General features: G+C 72.8%; 15 protein-coding genes. 6 read left to right on the forward strand and 9 right to left on the reverse strand.

Annotated elements, in window-relative coordinates:
- Nucleotides 1-78: 78 nt before the first annotated feature.
- The gene (locus AC1UE4_RS10380; RefSeq protein ID WP_482917149.1) at nt 79-789 is read right to left on the reverse strand and encodes a TetR/AcrR family transcriptional regulator; all 711 of its coding nucleotides are present in this window, start codon (nt 787-789) and stop codon (nt 79-81) included.
- A gap of 72 nt (nt 790-861) precedes the next feature.
- On the opposite strand from AC1UE4_RS10380, the gene AC1UE4_RS10385 reads away from it, so the two are divergent.
- Nucleotides 862-1311, forward strand: coding sequence for a hypothetical protein (locus tag AC1UE4_RS10385; RefSeq protein WP_482917150.1), 450 nt, complete (start codon nt 862-864; stop codon nt 1309-1311).
- Between the two features lie 61 nt (nt 1312-1372).
- Here AC1UE4_RS10385 and AC1UE4_RS10390 read toward each other — a convergent pair whose 3' ends face one another.
- Nucleotides 1373-2302 carry a carbohydrate kinase family protein gene (locus AC1UE4_RS10390; protein ID WP_482917151.1) on the reverse strand — a complete coding sequence of 310 codons (930 nt, stop codon included), beginning with the start codon at nt 2300-2302 and terminating at the stop codon, nt 1373-1375.
- Complete coding sequence (locus AC1UE4_RS10395) at nt 2299-2946, reverse strand: class II aldolase/adducin family protein (RefSeq protein WP_482917152.1); 648 nt, start codon at nt 2944-2946, stop codon at nt 2299-2301. Before AC1UE4_RS10395 ends, AC1UE4_RS10390 begins: the two co-directional genes overlap by 4 nt.
- A 70-nt stretch (nt 2947-3016) precedes the next feature.
- Here AC1UE4_RS10395 and AC1UE4_RS10400 point away from each other — a divergent pair, with 70 nt between their 5' ends.
- Together AC1UE4_RS10400 and AC1UE4_RS10405 are read left to right on the forward strand one after the other, a co-directional pair.
- Nucleotides 3017-4525, forward strand: a complete 1509-nt coding sequence (locus AC1UE4_RS10400; RefSeq protein ID WP_482917153.1) for a flavin monoamine oxidase family protein — start codon at nt 3017-3019, stop codon at nt 4523-4525.
- The gene (locus AC1UE4_RS10405) at nt 4522-5673 is read left to right on the forward strand and encodes an SMP-30/gluconolactonase/LRE family protein (RefSeq protein WP_482917154.1); all 1152 of its coding nucleotides are present in this window, start codon (nt 4522-4524) and stop codon (nt 5671-5673) included. The genes AC1UE4_RS10400 and AC1UE4_RS10405 overlap by 4 nt, the downstream gene beginning before the upstream one ends.
- Nucleotide 5674: 1 nt before the next feature.
- Here the strand turns inward: AC1UE4_RS10405 and AC1UE4_RS10410 are convergent, their stop codons facing one another.
- Nucleotides 5675-6592: an acyl-CoA desaturase gene (locus tag AC1UE4_RS10410; RefSeq protein WP_482917155.1), complete on the reverse strand. Its 918-nt coding sequence runs from the start codon at nt 6590-6592 to the stop codon at nt 5675-5677.
- Between the two features lie 74 nt (nt 6593-6666).
- Here AC1UE4_RS10410 and AC1UE4_RS10415 point away from each other — a divergent pair, with 74 nt between their 5' ends.
- On the forward strand, nt 6667-7875 hold the full coding sequence (locus tag AC1UE4_RS10415) for a PucR family transcriptional regulator (protein ID WP_482917156.1): 1209 nt from the start codon (nt 6667-6669) through the stop codon (nt 7873-7875).
- Nucleotides 7876-7901: 26 nt separating this feature from the next.
- Nucleotides 7902-8876, forward strand: coding sequence for an NAD-dependent epimerase/dehydratase family protein (locus tag AC1UE4_RS10420; protein ID WP_482917157.1), 975 nt, complete (start codon nt 7902-7904; stop codon nt 8874-8876).
- On the opposite strand, the gene AC1UE4_RS10425 is transcribed toward AC1UE4_RS10420, so the two are convergent.
- The 5 genes from AC1UE4_RS10425 to AC1UE4_RS10445 are packed head-to-tail and all read right to left on the reverse strand — an operon-like array spanning nt 8873 to nt 14018.
- Complete coding sequence (locus AC1UE4_RS10425; RefSeq protein WP_482917158.1) at nt 8873-10414, reverse strand: 4-coumarate--CoA ligase family protein; 1542 nt, start codon at nt 10412-10414, stop codon at nt 8873-8875. The genes AC1UE4_RS10420 and AC1UE4_RS10425 overlap by 4 nt on opposite strands.
- A 24-nt stretch (nt 10415-10438) precedes the next feature.
- Entirely contained in the window at nt 10439-11110 is a 672-nt protein-coding gene (locus AC1UE4_RS10430; protein ID WP_482917159.1) for a cobalamin B12-binding domain-containing protein, read from the reverse strand.
- A 17-nt stretch (nt 11111-11127) separates the two neighbouring features.
- Nucleotides 11128-12096 (reverse strand): hypothetical protein, encoded by a 969-nt coding sequence (locus AC1UE4_RS10435; RefSeq protein ID WP_482917160.1) that lies wholly within the window; start codon nt 12094-12096, stop codon nt 11128-11130.
- Entirely contained in the window at nt 12097-12720 is a 624-nt protein-coding gene (locus AC1UE4_RS10440; RefSeq protein ID WP_482917161.1) for a TetR/AcrR family transcriptional regulator, read from the reverse strand.
- Nucleotides 12717-14018: a flavin-containing monooxygenase gene (locus AC1UE4_RS10445; RefSeq protein ID WP_482917162.1), complete on the reverse strand. Its 1302-nt coding sequence runs from the start codon at nt 14016-14018 to the stop codon at nt 12717-12719. Before AC1UE4_RS10445 ends, AC1UE4_RS10440 begins: the two co-directional genes overlap by 4 nt.
- Before the next feature lie 126 nt (nt 14019-14144).
- On the opposite strand from AC1UE4_RS10445, the gene AC1UE4_RS10450 reads away from it, so the two are divergent.
- Entirely contained in the window at nt 14145-16118 is a 1974-nt protein-coding gene (locus AC1UE4_RS10450; protein WP_482917163.1) for a hypothetical protein, read from the forward strand.
- Nucleotides 16119-16130 lie beyond the last annotated feature (12 nt).

Genomic DNA, 16130 nt, shown 5'->3' on the forward strand with positions numbered 1-16130 from the left:
AGGGATCGAATCGCCCCACGAGCGCGCGGAGAGCGTCCGGGAGAGGCGCCGCGTGGTCCGCGCGCGCCGCCGCCGCGCTCACCGCGCGGCCTCCGAAGGACCGCGGTCTCGCCCGGCGGCGCCTTCTCCGCCGGCGCGGTCGCGCGCGGGCGCTTCTCCGGCGGCGCCGAGCAGCGCGAGGTGGATCGTCACGACGACGTCCTCGAGCGCGGGGAGGTCCTCGGCCTTCCCCGCGGCGAGCCGGGCGGAGACGACCTCGTTGGTCGCGCCGACGGCGGCGAGGTGGAGCTCCGGGGCGACCTGCGGGGCTCGGGGCGTCGAGGCGGCGAGCTCGCGGGTCAGCGCCGCGAACTGCTCGTGGACCTCGGCGCGGCGGGCGAGCGCTCGCGGGCCCGCAGCGGCGACCTCGATGAGGAACGTGCGGGCGAAGGCGGGCTGCGCGGCGAGCGTGCCGAGGAACGCGCGGACGCGGGCGCGGACGATCTGCACCGGATCGGTCTCGTCGCGGCCCGCCTCGCTGATCGTCCGCAGCAGCACCTCGACGCCCAGGTCGTAGGCGCCGAGGAAGCAGTCGAGCTTGTCGCGGAAGTGGACGTAGAAGGTCTTGCGCGACACGCCGGCGAGCGAGACGACGTCGCCGACCGACACGGCGGCGTAGCCCTTCTCCGCGACGAGCCGCGCCATCGCGTCGAGCAGGCGGCCGCGCTGGGACGCCGCGACGACCTCGCGGTCGAGCCGGTGCGGCCCGCGCGGGAGGACCGTGGGAACATGAGGCAGAAGACCCGACACGAAGCAGACGTTCCCAACTGACGCCAAGTGGGAAACACCACTGTACCCTCGGGGGTCGAGGGAGAACTTCACGTGAGCTCGGACACCGGAACCCACCCCATCGGCGGCCGCGTCTCGAACGCGGCGCTGCGCGTGCTGCTCGGGATCGCCACCGCGATCCTCGCCGTCAACCTCTACACCGGCGCGCCGCTGCTGGCGATCTGGGTCGGGTCGCGCGTCCAGAACGGCAGCCAGCTCACGATGGGCGCGGTCGGCACCGTCATCGGGGTCCTCGTCGTCTCGATCTTCATCCTCGTCTTCCTCCTCACCCGCGTGGAGGCCGCCTACAAGGCCGTCACCGGTCAGGTGCCCGAGCGCCGGACGCCGCCGTGGTTGCGCAGCATGCGCAGCGAGCGCGAGGAGTGGGAGCGCGAGCGCAAGCCCCTGTCCGGCTTCGAGAAGACCATCGCCGCCGCCGTCGTCGTCGCCGTGGTGGCCTTCGAGGCCTGGTTCTTCTTCCTCTCCGGCTCCCCCATCGGCTGACGCCGGAGACCTCGCCGGACGGGCCCGGCCCGCGCGCGACGGAGTCAGAGGGCCGGCCGGTCTAGCCGGCGACGGGCGTCGCCGCGGCGAACTCCTCGACGGTCGCGAGGTCGTAGGCGCCCGCGTCGGTGCCGAGGCCCTGCGCGACCATCGCCGCCGCCGCGCAGCCCAGCGCCGCCGCGTCGCGCCTCGACCTCTCCAGCGACAACCCGCGGAGGAACCCGGCCGAGAAGGCGTCGCCGCAGCCGGTCGTGTCGACGACGTCGATCGCGAACGCGGGGACGTGCTCCACACCATCGGCGTCGACGATCACCACGCCGTCGCCGCCGCAGGTCGCCGCGACGCAGCCGACGCCGCGCTCCACCAACGAGCGGCAGGCGTCCGCGACGTCGCTCTCCCCCGTGAACCCCGTCGCCTGCTCGTCGTTGGGCAGCAGGAAGTCGAGGTGCTCGAGCGCCGGGCCGATCCACTCGAGGATCCCCGGGTCGCCGGGCGCCAGCACGTCGGCCGATGTGACGACGCCGTGTTCACGCGCGAACCGAAGGATCTTGGCCGCCGCCTCGCCGCCCATGAACTCGGGACCGCCGAGGTGCAGGTGCGTGGAAGAGGCGATCGCGTCCCACGGCGCGTCGTCCGGCCCGTACGTCCCGTTGGCGCCGACCACGTGGAACGCCGGCCGGTCGCCGTTCGGCCGGATCGGCAGCACGCTCGCGGACGTCTGCACGTCCGCGCGGCGCAGCAGCAGCGAGGTGTCGACGCCGTCGCGCTCCAGCAGCCGGACGAGCATGTCGCCGGCGGGGTCGTCTCCGATCGCCCCCGCACTGCGCACCTCCGCGCCGAGCCGCGAGAGGACCAGAGCGGTCCCGCCCGCCGAACCCGCCGCCGTCATCCGGATCTCCTCGACGAGCTGCCCGCCCTGCCCCTCGGGGATCGCCTCGACCGGCCGCACCAACACGTCAAGGACGTGCACGCCCATCGCGATGGCCTTCATTCGACCTCCTGCGTCGACCCGTACCGCGTCCGCGACGCGAACTCGATGACCGCCTGCTGCTGCGCGGCGTCCAGCACCCGCGGCTCCCCCAGCGCACGAGCTCGCGCCCACAGGGCGCACGCCCACTCCAACAGCTCCGTTGCCCGCACCGCGCCCTCGACGTCGGCGCCCGCCGTCACCGCGCCGTGGTTCGCCATGAGCGCCGCCGTCTTGCCCTCCAGCGCGTCGAGCACCGACGCGGCCAGCTCGGGGCTGCCGAACGTCGCGTACGGCGCGACGCGCACCGACCCGCCGAGCAGCAGCATCTCGTAGTGGATGCACGGCAGCTCGTCGAGCACGCACGCGACCGCCGTCGCCATCGGCGCGTGGGTGTGCACGACCGCGCCGAACCCGAAGCGCCGGTAGACGCCGAGGTGCAGCCCGAGCTCGCTCGTCGGCCGCAGCGCCCCGTCGACCACCGTGCCCGCGAGGTCGACGACGGTGACGTGGCTCGGCTCGAGCTCCGCGAGCACCGCACCGGTCGGCGTGACCGCGACGTGGTCGCCGCTGCGCGCGCTGAGGTTGCCGTTCGTGCCGGAGACGAGCCCCGCGGCGGCGAGGCGCCGCGCGGCCGCGGCGACCTGCTCGCGCTCGCGCTCCAGCATGCGGCGCAAGCCTAGAGACGGGAACCGGCGCATGCGGAGGGTGCCTCCCGTCACCCTTCCTCGCTCACCCATGGCCGACAGCTCGCTCACCCGACGCGGCTTCATCGGCGCCGGCGCGGCCGCCGGTGCCGGGACGCTGCTCGGCGGCGCCGACGCCGAGGCGGCGCGCCGAAAGACGAGGAGGAAGCCCCGCAAGCGCAAGCCGGTCGTCCGCGACGTCGTCGTGGTCGGCGCCGGGTTCGCCGGGCTGACCGCCGCGAGGCAGGTCGCGCGCGCCGGCAAGTCGGTCGTCGTGCTCGAGGCCCGCGACCGCGTCGGCGGACGCGTGTGGAACCACGAGCTGCCGGGCGGCGAGATCTCGGAGCGCGGCGGGACGTTCGTCGGCCCCACGCAGGGCCACGTCATCGACCTCGCCAAGGCGTACGGCATCGAGACGTTCCCCACGTTCGCCGACGGCAAGAACGTCTACATCGCCGACGGCTCGCGCCAGGAGTACGAGGACACCGGCCCGACCGGGACCGCGCCGCCCGACCCGTCGATCCTCGCCGACCTCGCCACCGTCGTCGCCCAGCTCGACTCGATGGCGAACACGGTGCCGGTCGACGCGCCGTGGCAGGCGCCGCAGGCCGGCGAGTGGGACGGCCAGACGATGGAGACGTGGCTGAAGGCCAACTCGACGAGCGCGAAGTTCCGCAAGCTCGCCGCCGCGGCGACGCGCCCCATCTTCGGCGCCGAGCCGCGCGACCTCTCGCTCCTCTACGTCCTCTTCTACATCGCCGCCTCGGGCGACGAGAAGAACGCCGGCACGTTCGAGCGCAACTTCAACACCCGCAACGGCGCGCAGGAGCAGCGCTTCGTCGGCGGCTCGCAGCGGATCGCGTTCGAGATCCAGAAGGAGCTCGGCAAGCGCGTCGTCCTGCGCACGCCGGTCCGGCGGATCGCCCAGGTGCGCGGCCGCACCGAGGTGACGACCGACAAGGGCACGTACTACGGCAACCGCGTCATCGTCGCGATCCCGCCCGCGCTGGCCGGGCGGATCGATTACACGCCGGCGCTGCCGTACGACCGCGACCAGCTCGCCCAGCGCGTGCAGCAGGGCACGCTGCTGAAGGTCGCCGCCCGCTACGACAAGCCGTTCTGGCGCGACGCGGGCTACAACGGCACGGCGCTCAGCTCGGACGGGCTCGTGTCGGCGACCTTCGACGACTCCCCGCCCGACGGCTCGCCCGGCGTGATCTTCGGCTTCGTCGGCGGCGACAAGGCGCGCGAGTACCTCTCGCTCGACGCCGCCACGCGCCGCTCGCGCGTGCTGTCCGAGTTCGCGCAGTTCTGGGGCGATCAGGCGCAGAACGCGGCCGAGTTCTTCGACACGATCTGGCCCGAGGAGCGCTGGAGCCGCGGCGGCCCGGTCGGCATCCACGGCCCCGGCTCCCTGCTCGCGTTCGGCCCGGCGCTGCGTCGCCCGTTCGACCGCATCCACTGGGCGGGCACGGAGACCTCGACGTACTGGAACGGCTACATGGACGGCGCCGTGCGCTCGGGCGAGCGTGCCGCGGCCGAGGTCCTGGACGAGCTGTGAGGCGCCTGGCCCTGCTCGTCGCGGTGCTGACGCTCGGCACGGCGGCCGCCGCCGACGCGCGCACGCGCTGGGAGACGAGCGTCTTCGCGCTCGTCCCGCCGCCCGGCTACCCGGCGATGGCCTACGTGCACCCGGACGGCCGCGTGTACGCCGGCACGTACGAGAACCCGAACGGCGACACCGTCCCCTCGCGCGTCTTCGAGTACGACGGCGCGGGCACGCTGCAGCGCTCGTGGACGATCGAGAAGCAGGACTTGTCTCAGCCGCACGGCGTGCAGGTCGCCACCAGCGACGGGTCGGGCCGGCTCGTCGTGCTCGAGGTCTCGACGCACCGCGCGCTGCTGCTGGACCGCAGGACGGGCGCGCAGACGACGTACGCGACGTTCCCCGAGGGCTCCGTCCCGAATTACGCCGCGTGGGGCCCGGACGGCAGCCTCTACGTGACCGACTACGCCAAGCCCGTGCTGTGGCGCGTGCCGCCCGGCGGCGGCGCGGCGATCGAGTGGCTGCGCGACGCGCGCTTCGACGGCGGCGAGTTCGGCATGACCGGCCTGGCGCTCATGGCCGACAAGCGCACCCTCCTGGTCGGGATGCAGAGCGAGGCAGGCGGCGCGGCGGGGAACCCCGCGACCGGCCGGCTGTGGAAGGTGCCGATCCAGCCCGACGGCAAGCCGGGGCCGATGGCGCAGCTGTGGGAGAGCGCGCCGGCCGACGGCCCCGACGGCTTCGCGATCGCGCAGTCCGGGACGATCTACGTGGCGCTGCTCGTCAGCAACCAGCTCGTCGCGGTGAACCCCGACGGCACCGAGCGCGACCGCTTCCCGTCGACGCCGATGAGCGGCGCCAACGGAAGCGCGGTTCCGTTCGACTCGCCCTCGAGCGTGAAGTTCCTCGGCACGCGGCTCATCGTCGCGCAGCAGTCGTACTTCAACGGCGACCGCACCCATCAGGGTCTCCTCGACGTCGAGGCGGCCGAGGCGGGCCTGCCCGAGCTCCTCCCGCCCGCGCCCCAGCCGGCGACGAAGCCCGCGGTCAAGAAGAAGAAGCTGACCGCGAAGGAGCGCGCGCGGGCACGCAAGCGCTGCAAGCGCCTCAAGACGCACCGGGCACGCGTGCGCTGCCTGGCGCGCGTGAAGCAGCGCAGCTAGCTCACGCGGCGACGGGCGGTCGATCGTGCGGCTGCGGCCGCGCGATCTTCTGCGCCTGGCGCTCGGGCGAGATCTCGACGACGTCCCACGCCAGGCCGAGGCGCTTCATCCCGCCGATCACCCAGCCGGACACGTCGACCTCGAAGCGGCCGAGGCCGTGCTTGGCGGCGCGCGGGAACGCGTGGTGGTTGTGGTGCCACGCCTCGCCGAGCGACGGGACCGCGAGCCACCAGACGTTCGTGCTGTGGTCCTCGACGTCGAAGCGGCGGCGGCCGAAGAAGTGGCAGACCGAGTTCACGCTCCACGTGATGTGGTGCAGCAGCATCACGCGGACGATCCCGCCCCACAGCAGCGCTGTGAGCGCGCCGTGCAGCGTGCCGGTCAGCAGGAACCCGAGCGCGAACGGGATCAGCAGCGTCGCGAGGACGAGCAGCTCGAAGCTCTTGTGGATCCGCTTCATCTTCGGGTCCTCGTAGAGCTCGCGGGCGTACTTCTCCCAGCGCGCCTGGCCCTGCGTCTCGAACAGCCAGCCGGCATGCGCGTACCACAGGCCCTTGAGCGCTCCGCGCACACCGCCGCCGTGGCCGTGCGGGCTGTGCGGATCGCCCTCCTGGTCGGTGTGGGCGTGGTGCTTGCGGTGATCGGCCACCCAGTCGAGCACGCCCCCCTGGACGGCGAGCGAGCCGAGCACCGCGAACGTGTACTCGACGTTCTTGTGGGTCTGGAACGCGCGGTGGGTGAGCAGGCGGTGGTAGCCGATCGTCACGCCGAAGCCGGTCAGCAGGTACATCACCGCGAAGATCGCGACGTCCGACCAGCCAAGCAGGTCGCTGCGCCAGCTGATCGGGACGACGACGGCAAGCACGAGGAACGGGCCGAAGACGGCCCCGATGTTGGCGATCCGTTCGGCGCGAGACATGACTTGCACCGTAGGAACGCAATCCGTGTGTCTCTTGGCGGATCTCCAACGACTTGAAGGTCTAGATTCGTCATGTGGATGACAAACCGTGGCGTTCGCTGCCCCGCTCGCTGGCCGCCGTCGTGCGGCCGGAGCTGCCCGCGTTGGCCGACGAGATCCTCGCCGCCCTGCGCGAGCGCGTCCCCGACTACGACCGCCCGCTGCGAGGGGAGTTCGGGCGCGGCATCCGCCACGGCGTCGAGGACGCGCTGAGCGAGTTCCTCTCGCTCATGGGCGATCCCGAGGGCCGCGAGCCCGATCCGCGCGTCTATCACGCTCTCGGGCGCGGCGAGCACCAGGCGGGACGCAGCCTCGACGCGCTGCAGTCCGCCTACCGCGTCGGCGCGCGCGTGGCGTGGCGCCGGACGAGCGTGCTCGCCGAGCAGGCCGGCGTCGACCCCGAGCATCAGCGGCTGCTCGCGGAGGCGATCTTCGCCTACATCGACCGGCTCGCTTCGTTCTCGGTCGCCGGGTACGCGGAGGCGCACGCGACGCAAGCCGGCGAGCTGCAGCGCCGGCGCCGGCAGCTCGCGCAGCTGCTGCTGTCGCGCGAGCCGGTGGCGGCGAGCGCGCTCGCCGCCGCGGCCGCCGAGGCGTCGTGGACCCTTCCGCGCACCGCCGCCGCGGTCGTGCTCGCGCCGGGGATCGAGCCGACGCGGATCGCCGGCCGGATCGGACCGGACGTGCTCGTCACCGAGGACGGGGCGCTCGTCGTCCCCGACCCCGAGGCGCCGGGCTCCGGAGGCCGCCTCGCCACCGCGCTCGAGGGCGCCCGCGCCGCCGCCGGCCCCGCCCTCCCCCTCCGCGACCTCCCGGCGTCGCTGCGGTGGGCGCGCCGCGCGCTCGCGCTGGTGGGCGCGGGCGGTCCGGAGACGCGCGAGGAAGCCGGGATGGCCGCGTCCGGACCCCAGTCGGTCGTCTTCGCCGACGCCCATCTCGCCGAGCTCGCCGTCACGGCCGATCCTGCCCTCGTCCGGCGCCTCGCCGATCGGGTGCTCAGCCCGCTCGACGCGCTGCCCGGCGCCCGCGGCGACCGCTTGGCGGAGACGCTGTCGGCGTGGCTGCGCGCGCACGGCCACCGCCCGACCGTCGCGGCGATGCTCCACGTCCACCCGCAGACGGTCCGGTACCGCCTGGCCCGCCTTCGCGAGCTCTACGGCGACCGGCTCGACGACCCGGAGGAGCGCTTCGCCCTCGAGCTGGCGCTTCGCGGCCGCCTGATGGTCCAGAATCCGGATCAGTGATCCGGATGATGAAAGGAGAAAGCTGAATGCGCGTGTTCCTGACCGGGGGCACCGGCTTCATCGGCCGCCGCGTCGCGGAGCAGCTGCGCTCGCGCGGCGACGACGTCGTGGCCCTGGTGCGCAACCCGACCAAGGCCGAGCCGCTCCGCGAGGCCGGCTGCGAGCTCGTGATCGGCGACCTCGCCGACGAGGCGGCGATCAAGCGCGGCGTCGAGGGCGCCGACGCCGTCATCCACGCGGCCGCCGACTACCGCGTGGGGATCCCCAAGCGCGAGCGCGGCCAGCTCGCCGACGCGAACGTCGGCGGGACGGAACGCGTGCTCGACGCGGCGATCGCCGCCGGTGTGCAGCGGATCGTCTACGTCTCGACCGGCAACGTCTACGGCAACACCGGCGAGCGCGTCGCCGACGAGAGCTACCGCCGCGACGAGGCCGACGGGTTCCTGTCGGCCTACGACGAGACGAAGTACCGCGCCCACCAGGTCGCGCTGGACCGCATCGCCAAGGGCGCACCGGTCCTCATCGTCCAGCCCGGCGCGGTGTACGGGCCCGGCGACACGTCGCAGGTCGCGAACATCATCGACCAGACGCGGACCGGGAAGATGAAGCTGCTGATGTTCCCGGAGTTCACCCTCGACTACGTCCACGTCGAGGACCTCGCGGCGGGCATCGTCGCGGCGCTCGACAAGGGCCGGATCGGCGAGAGCTACAACCTCGGCGGCGACGAGGCGACGATGCGCGACCTCGTCACCCACGTGGCGGAGCTCTCGGGCCGCAAGCCGCCGACGCGCGCGATGCCGGCGGCCGCGATGAAGGCCGGCATCCCGATCGGGCCCGTGGTCGGCAAGCTCATGGGCTTCCCGCCCAACCTCGGCGAGCTGGTCCGCATGTCCGACGGCGTGAAGATCCGCTTCAGCGACGAGAAGGCCCGCCGCGAGCTCGGCTACACGACGCGCCCGCTGCGCGAGGGCCTCGAGGAGACCCTCGCCGCCGGCGGCTAGGAGGTCGCGGCGCGGTCCTGGTCGCGCAGCACGCGGCGCAGGATCTTGCCGGAGGGCGACTTGGGGATCTCGTCGACGATCTCGACCGCGCGCACGCGCTTGTAGGTCGCGACCTTGCCGGCGACGAACTCCATGATGTCCTCCGGCGTCGTGTCGCCGCGCAGCACGACGAACGCCTTCGGGATCTCGCCGGCCTCCTCGTCGGGCCGCGGGATCACCGCGGCGTCGGCGACGCACGGGTGCTGGACGAGCAGCGCCTCGAGCTCGGCGGGCGCGACCTGGAAGCCCTTGTACTTGATGAGCTCCTTGACGCGGTCGACGATCGCGAAGTAGCCGTCCTCGTCGACGATCGCGACGTCGCCCGTGTGCAGCCAGCCGTCGTCGTCGATGGTGGCCCGCGTCGCCTCGTCGTTGTTGAGGTAGCCCTTCATGACCTGCGGGCCGCGGATCCACAGCTCTCCGCGCTCGCCCGGCTCGGCGTCGCGGTCCTCCTCGATGTTGTAGATGCGGCACTCGGTGTTCGCGAGCGCGGGGCCGATCGACCCGGGCCGCGTGGCGTCCGGGTCCATCGGCACGCAGTGCGTCACCGGGCTCGTCTCGGTCATGCCGTAGCCCTGCAGGACGAGCGACTGCAGCCGGTCGCGGCACTCCTGCTCGAGCTCCGGGCCGAGCGGCGCCGCCCCCGACATCACGAAGTTCAGCGACGAGACGTCGAACTGGTCGACGGCGGGGTGGCGGGCGAGCGCGAGCGCGATCGGCGGCACGACGTACGCGCGCGTGACCTTGTGCTCCTGGATGAGCCGCAGGAACCCCTCGAGGTCGAAGCGCGGCATCGTCACGATCGTCGCGCCGGCGCGCAGGCCGACGTTCATGATCACCTGCATGCCGTAGATGTGGAAGAACGGCAGGACGGCGATGACGACGTCGTCCTCGCTCGGCTCCTGGATGTCGAGCGTCTGCACGATGTTCGCGACGGTGTTGCGGTGCGTGAGCATCACGCCCTTCGGGAGGCCCGTCGTGCCGCTCGAGTACGGCAGCGCGACGAGGTCCTCGGGGTCGCGCGCGACCGGCTCGGCGAGCGGCTCGCCGTCCGGCATGTCCTTGCCGACGACGAAGATGTGCTCGACCTCCGTCTCCTTCGCGGCCGCCGTCGCCGTCTCGAGCCCCGCCTCGACGGTGACGAGGTAGCGGGCGCCCGAGTCCTTCAGCTGGAACGCGACCTCCTCGGCGCCGTAGACCGGGTTGATCGTCGTGACGATGCCGCCCGCCCACGCGGTGCCGTGGAACGCGATGCCGTACTCGGGGCAGTTCGGCATGAAGAGGCCGACGGCGTCGCCCTCGTCGAAGCCGCGCTCCCGCAGCCCGCCGGCGAACCGCTGGACCGCTTCGAGCAGGCCGGCGTACGTCACCGTCCGGCCGCTGGGCCCGTCGATGAGGGCCGGCTTGTCGCCGCGCTCGGCGGCGTGCTCGAGGACGAAGGGTGTGAGCGCGGCGTCGGGGATCTCGACGTCGGCGAACGGGGAGCGGAGGATCGTCATCGCAGGCCGCACCCTAGTGGCTCGCTAGAGCACTTCGTCGGGCACCGCCGGGAAGCGCAGCGCGAGCGCCCGCGTCAGGGCGCGCGGGTCGGGGAAGGCGCCGTCCGCGCCGAACGTCGCGGGGTCCGGAGCGCCGGGCTCGTGCCACGCGCGCCCGCCGACCACGATGAACGGGCGCGGCGCGACGGCGGTGAGCGCGTCGACCGCGGCCCGCACGCCGCCGAGCAGGCCGGCGGTGGCGGTCGAGAGGGCGACGACGTCGGGCTGCTCGTCGCGCACGAGCTCGGCGAGCGCCGCGCTGGGCACCGACGCGCCGAGGAGGATGACCTCCCAGCCCGCGCCCTCGAGGAAGTCGGCGGCCATCCGCAGGCCCAGCTCGTGCAGCTCGCCCTCGGTGCAGGCGAGCACGGCGAGCCGGCCCGTCGTGGGCGCCACGCGCATCTGCGGCCCCAGCGCGCCGAGGATGCCCTGCGTGATCGCCGTCGCGCGGTGCTCCCACGCGATGCCGAGCTCCCCCGCCTCCCAGCGGCAGCCGATCTCCTCCAGCGCCGGCGCGAGGACGTCGAGGTACACGGTGGCGACGCCGGTGCCGCGCGCGATCGCGTCGTCGACGAGGTGCCGGGCGCGCAGCGCGTCGCCGGCGAGCAGCGCCGCCAGGTAGTCGCCGTGCAGACGGGTGGTCGCGACGGAGGCCATGTGCCGCGGCGCGGGCGCTACCTCAGCCCCAACACCGTTTCGATCCGCGCCTGCAGGTCCGGGTCGGCGGCGGCGCGCGCGCCCATGGTCGCCCGGCGCTCCTCCGGCCGGCCGAAGTTGAAGAGCGCGAGGTCGAGCGCGCCCAGCGGCACCTCGACCGCGGCCGCCAGGTCGGCGGCGCGCCGCTCGAGCAGGAACGTGTCGCCGATGCCGAACACGCGCTTGGCCGCGAGCGTCGTCTCGTCGCCCGCCTCCCCCAGGCGCAGCTCGGCCGGCTCGATCTCCGCGAGGCCCAGCCGGCCGGCGGAGACGAGCAGCTCGACGCGACCGGCGCGCGCGAAGCCGGGCAGGCTCAGGCGCTCGTAGAGCCGCGAGAAGCGGCGGTTCGGCGTCCAGCTCGCGTCGCCGGCGTACGCCTTGGCCTGCGTGCCCGACCGCTCCGCCCACGGCCGGTACGCGGCGAGCGTGCGCGCCGGCTGGCGCGGGTCGACGGTCGTCCGCGGGCCGAGCACGCTGCCGAGCTCGAGATCCGGCAGCTCCCCCGACGCCCACGTCGTGCGGACGGCGCGGATCGTCGCGAACGGATCCTCGGCGTCGCCCGCCAGCGGCGACAGGTGCGCGATGAGGAACGCGAGCCACAGCGCCTCCTCGGGGTCGTCCGCCATCGCGACCTCGGCGTAGAGGCCGGGCGGGTCGGCAGCCAGCTCGGCGAGCCGGGCGGTGCTGAACGCCAGCTCCGCCGCGAGGCGCCGCGCGTCCTCGGACGCCTTCAGACCGGGCACGAGCTCGCTCTCGAACCCGTCTTCGACCGCCCGGCCGACCCGCTTGACGACGACCGCGGACGCGCCGCGGCGGCTCCGCGACGAGGGGCTCGAGGTGGATCGGGCGGGGCGCTCGGCAGCGGGCCGGCGCTCGGGCTTCGGCTCGGACTTGTTGCAGATCCGGCAGTTCTGCTGGAAGCGGCCGTGACGGCAGAACTCTGGCACTCAGCGGGAGGATGACAGGCGATCGAGCCCGCCGAGGAACAGCGTCGTCGCGAAGTCCGCGGCGGCCCCCGGATCGACGGGGTCGCGGCGCAGCATCCGCACCGCCACCTCGAAGCCGACGCCGACCATCGCGCTGGCCACGTACTCGGTGTCCATCGCCGGCAGCAGGCCCTGCTCGACCGCTTGGTCGAGGTCCGCGCGCAGCTCCTCGGTGCCGGCGAACAGCTGCGGCTCGTCGAACATCGCCCGCATCGTCCCCGCGTTGCGGCGGGTCAGCTCGAAGCTGATCGGGTCCTCGGCGAGGAACTCGAAGTACGCGAGGTAGCCGCCGCGGACGAACTCCGCCGGCGTGCGCCCGCCGAGCCGGCCGGCGCGGACGCGCTCGCGCGCCCGGACGGCCGCGTCCTCGAGCAGCGCCCGGAACACCGACTCCTTGTCCGGGAAGTAGTTGTAGAACGTCCCGGCGGCGAGATCGGTGCGCCGGATGATGTCGCGCACCGTCGCCGCGCCGTAGCCCATGTCGACGAACACCTCCCGCGCCGCGGCGAGGATCGCGGCGCGGTTGGCCTGCTTCGTGCGCTCCCGCTTGCCGGAGGGAGCCGAGGGCGCCGACGAGCTCGTCACGCGGCGGCCGTCGCCTCCGCGGCCGCGCGCGGCTCGACCGGCAGCGGGTACCCGGCCTCGGCCGCGCGGCGGGCGCCCTCGCGCCGCTCGCGCTCGAGGCGGAACAGGTACTCGTCGAAGTCCACCTGGATGGTGTGCCGCTTCGAGCTGACGTAGCGCTTGCGCATCGTTTCCATGTCGCTGCGGATGAACTCGCGCATCGCGTCGGGGGACGGCAACCGGTACTCGCCCCGCAAGTACTCGGCGACCCACTGACCTTGCGCCTCCGCGAGCGGCATGATGGCACCAAGCGGCTGAAGGAGGCCGATGAACGCCAGATTGTGGAGCGACGGGTCCCACACGCGCCAGAACAGCTCGATGTGGTTGTCGGGCGCGGAGATGAAGCCCTCGTCGAAGAACGGGAACGAGATCTTGTAGCCCGTGCAGTAGACGATCACGTCGGCGTGCACGCGGGTGCCGTCGTCGAACTCGACCTCGTTGCGGTGCAGCCGCTTGATGTTCGGCTTCGGCGTGACCTTGCCGTGCTGGATGCGGTCGTGGATGCGGCCCGAGATGGTCGGGTGCGCCTGGCCGAACTTGTGGTCGGGCTTGGGCAGGCCGAAGCTCTCCGGCCGGCCGACGTGCAGCGTGACGATCTTCTCGAGCACACGGGCTCCGATCGTCATCGGGACGCGCGGGTTCGTCGCCAGCGTGTCGAGCGGCTTGCCGAAGAGGTACTTCGGGATGATCCACGCGCCGCGGCGCGCCGCCAGGTACGTGTTGCTCGCGACCTCGCTGGACTCGACGGAGATGTCCATCGCGCTGTTGCCCATGCCGAGGACGACGACGTCCTTGTCGCGCAGGAAGTCGTTGTCGACGTAGTCGTGCGCGTGCAGCTGCTTGCCCTCGAACTCGTCGGCGCCGGGGAACGCGGGCTCGGGCCAGCGCTTGTCCCAGTGGTGCCCGTTGGCGACGAGGAGCATGTCGTACGTGCTCGTCTCGCCGGCGTCGGTCGTCACCTCCCAGGTGCCGTCGGGACGGCGCGCGGCGCGCTCGACGCCGGTCTCGAAGCGGATCCGGTCGCGGAAGCCGAAGTGGTCGACGTACTGGTCGAAGTACGCGGCGATCTGATCATGCCGGGGGAAGTCGGGGTACGAGGCCGGCATCGGGAAGTCCGAGTACTGCATCCGCTCCCGCGACGTGTTGATGTGCAGGTAGCGGTAGGCGGCCGACATCCCGTTCTTGTTGCCGAAGACCCAGTTGCCCCCGACGCGGTCGGACTTCTCGAAGCAGTCGAACGGGATCCCGCGCTCGTGCAAGGCTTTCGCGGCTGCGATGCCCGATGATCCTGCCCCGATGATCGCCGCGTTCGGTAGGTGCCCCATATGAAGAGCCTCCCCAAGGTCCCAAGATCGAAAGTTGACGCCTGCGTCATCTTAGCTGCTGTGGCGCTCGCCGGCGCAGTTGCCGCGCCCGCGTCGGCGGCCACGCCGTCCGCGACGTGCGATCCGTTCGGCAAGAAGGCGTGCGCCATGCCGTTCCCGAACAACCGCAACCTGACGGTGCGCGACGCGTCGTCGGCGACCGGCCTGCGCGTCAAGCTGCCCGTCGCGGCGCTGCCCGCCAACAAGGACGGCGCGCGGCCCAACCCCGCGCAGTGGAACCGCAACGACGGCTTCAGCACCGGCGCGCCGCTGCTCGTCCGCGTGCCCGGCCTGACGAGCCGCAGCGCGGTCGTGCGCTCCAAGCTCCCCACGCAGGACGACATGGGCAAGTACAAGGCGCGCAACAGCGGCCTGCTCGTCATCGACACGAAGACGAACAAGCGCCATCTCGTGTGGGCCGAGGTCGACGCCGTCGCGTCCAAGAACGCGAACCGGCTGCTCGAGATCCATCCCGGCGTGACCTTCACCGAGGGCCGGCGCTACGTCGTCGCGCTGCGCGGGCTGCGCACGGCGACCGGCAAGCGCATCGCGCCGTCGCGCAGCTTCCGCAAGGCCTATGCATCGAAGAGCTACCGGTCGATCCGCGCGACGCTCAAGCGCGCGGGCGTGAAGAGCAAGGACCTCTTCATCGCGTGGGACTTCACCGTCGCGTCGAAGGCGTCGCTGACCGGCCGCATGGTGCAGATCCGCGACGACGCGTTCGCGCAGCTCGGCGACCGGAACCTCGCCGACGGCGTCATCCAGGGCGCCGCGCCGCAGTTCACGATCACCGACGTCCGCGAGGTCACCGACGACCCGCGCATCGCGCGCCGCATCACCGGCACGTTCACGGTGCCGTGCTACCTCGAGGGCGACGGCTGCCCGCCCGGCTCCTCGTTCAACTACGACAGCCAGGAGCCGGGGGCGCTGCCGGTGCAGAAGCCCGGCAACGTCATGCAGGCGCCGCTCGAGTGCACGATCCCGCGCGTCGCGCTCGACAAGCCGGGCCGCGCCGCGATGTACGGCCACGGCCTGCTCGGCGGGCCGGGGCAGATCGACGAGGACAACATCCGCAACTTCGCGTCCGAGCACGACTACGTGTTCTGCGCAACGGCGTGGAAGGGCTTCTCGTCCGACGACGTCCCGTACCTCGTCGGCGTGCTGAACGACATCGGCAAGTTCCCCGCGGTCCCCGACCGGATGCAGCAGGGCTTCCTCAACCAGCTCTACCTCGGGCGGCTCATGATCCACCCGCAGGGACTGGTGACGAACCCGGCGTTCCAGCAGGCGGGCAAGCCCGTGATGGACATCGGCGAGCTGTTCTACGACGGCAACAGCCAGGGCGGCATCCTCGGGGCGGCGCTTGCGGCGCTGGCGGTCGACTACCGCAAGGCCGTGCTCGGCGTGCCGGGCATGACGTTCGCCGAGCTGCTGCCGCGCAGCGTCGACTTCGACGTCTACTCCAAGATCCTCTACCCGGCGTACCCGAACGAGATCGACCGGCCGCTCGTCCTCTCGCTCCTGCAGCAGCTGTGGGACCGCAGCGAGCCGGACGCCTGGGCGTCGCACATCCAGAAGGACCTGATCCCCAACACCCCGTCGCACACGGTGCTGCTGCATCCGTCGGTCGGCGATCACCAAGTCTCGACGTGGATGGCGGACAAGCTCGCCCGGACGATCGGCGCGTCGGCGCGCCGGCCGGCGATCGCGAGCGGGCGGACGGCCGAGAAGCAGCAGCTCTACGGCATCCCGACGATCACGAGCTTCCCGTTCGGCGGCTCGGCGATCGTGTACTGGGACGGCGGCTCGCCGTTCACCGGCACGGCGCCGGTGGAGAACCTCCCGCCGCGGACGGGCGCGGACTCGCACTACGTGCCGCGCAACACGCCCGAGGCGCGCCGTCAGAAGGCGGAGTTCCTCAAGCCGGGCGGGGCGATCGTCGACGTCTGCCCCGCCGGGCAGGCGTGCATGGGCGTACCGGATCCCACTCCCTGATCGCTCCGCGCA

It is taken from the genome of Parviterribacter kavangonensis (assembly GCF_056863335.1).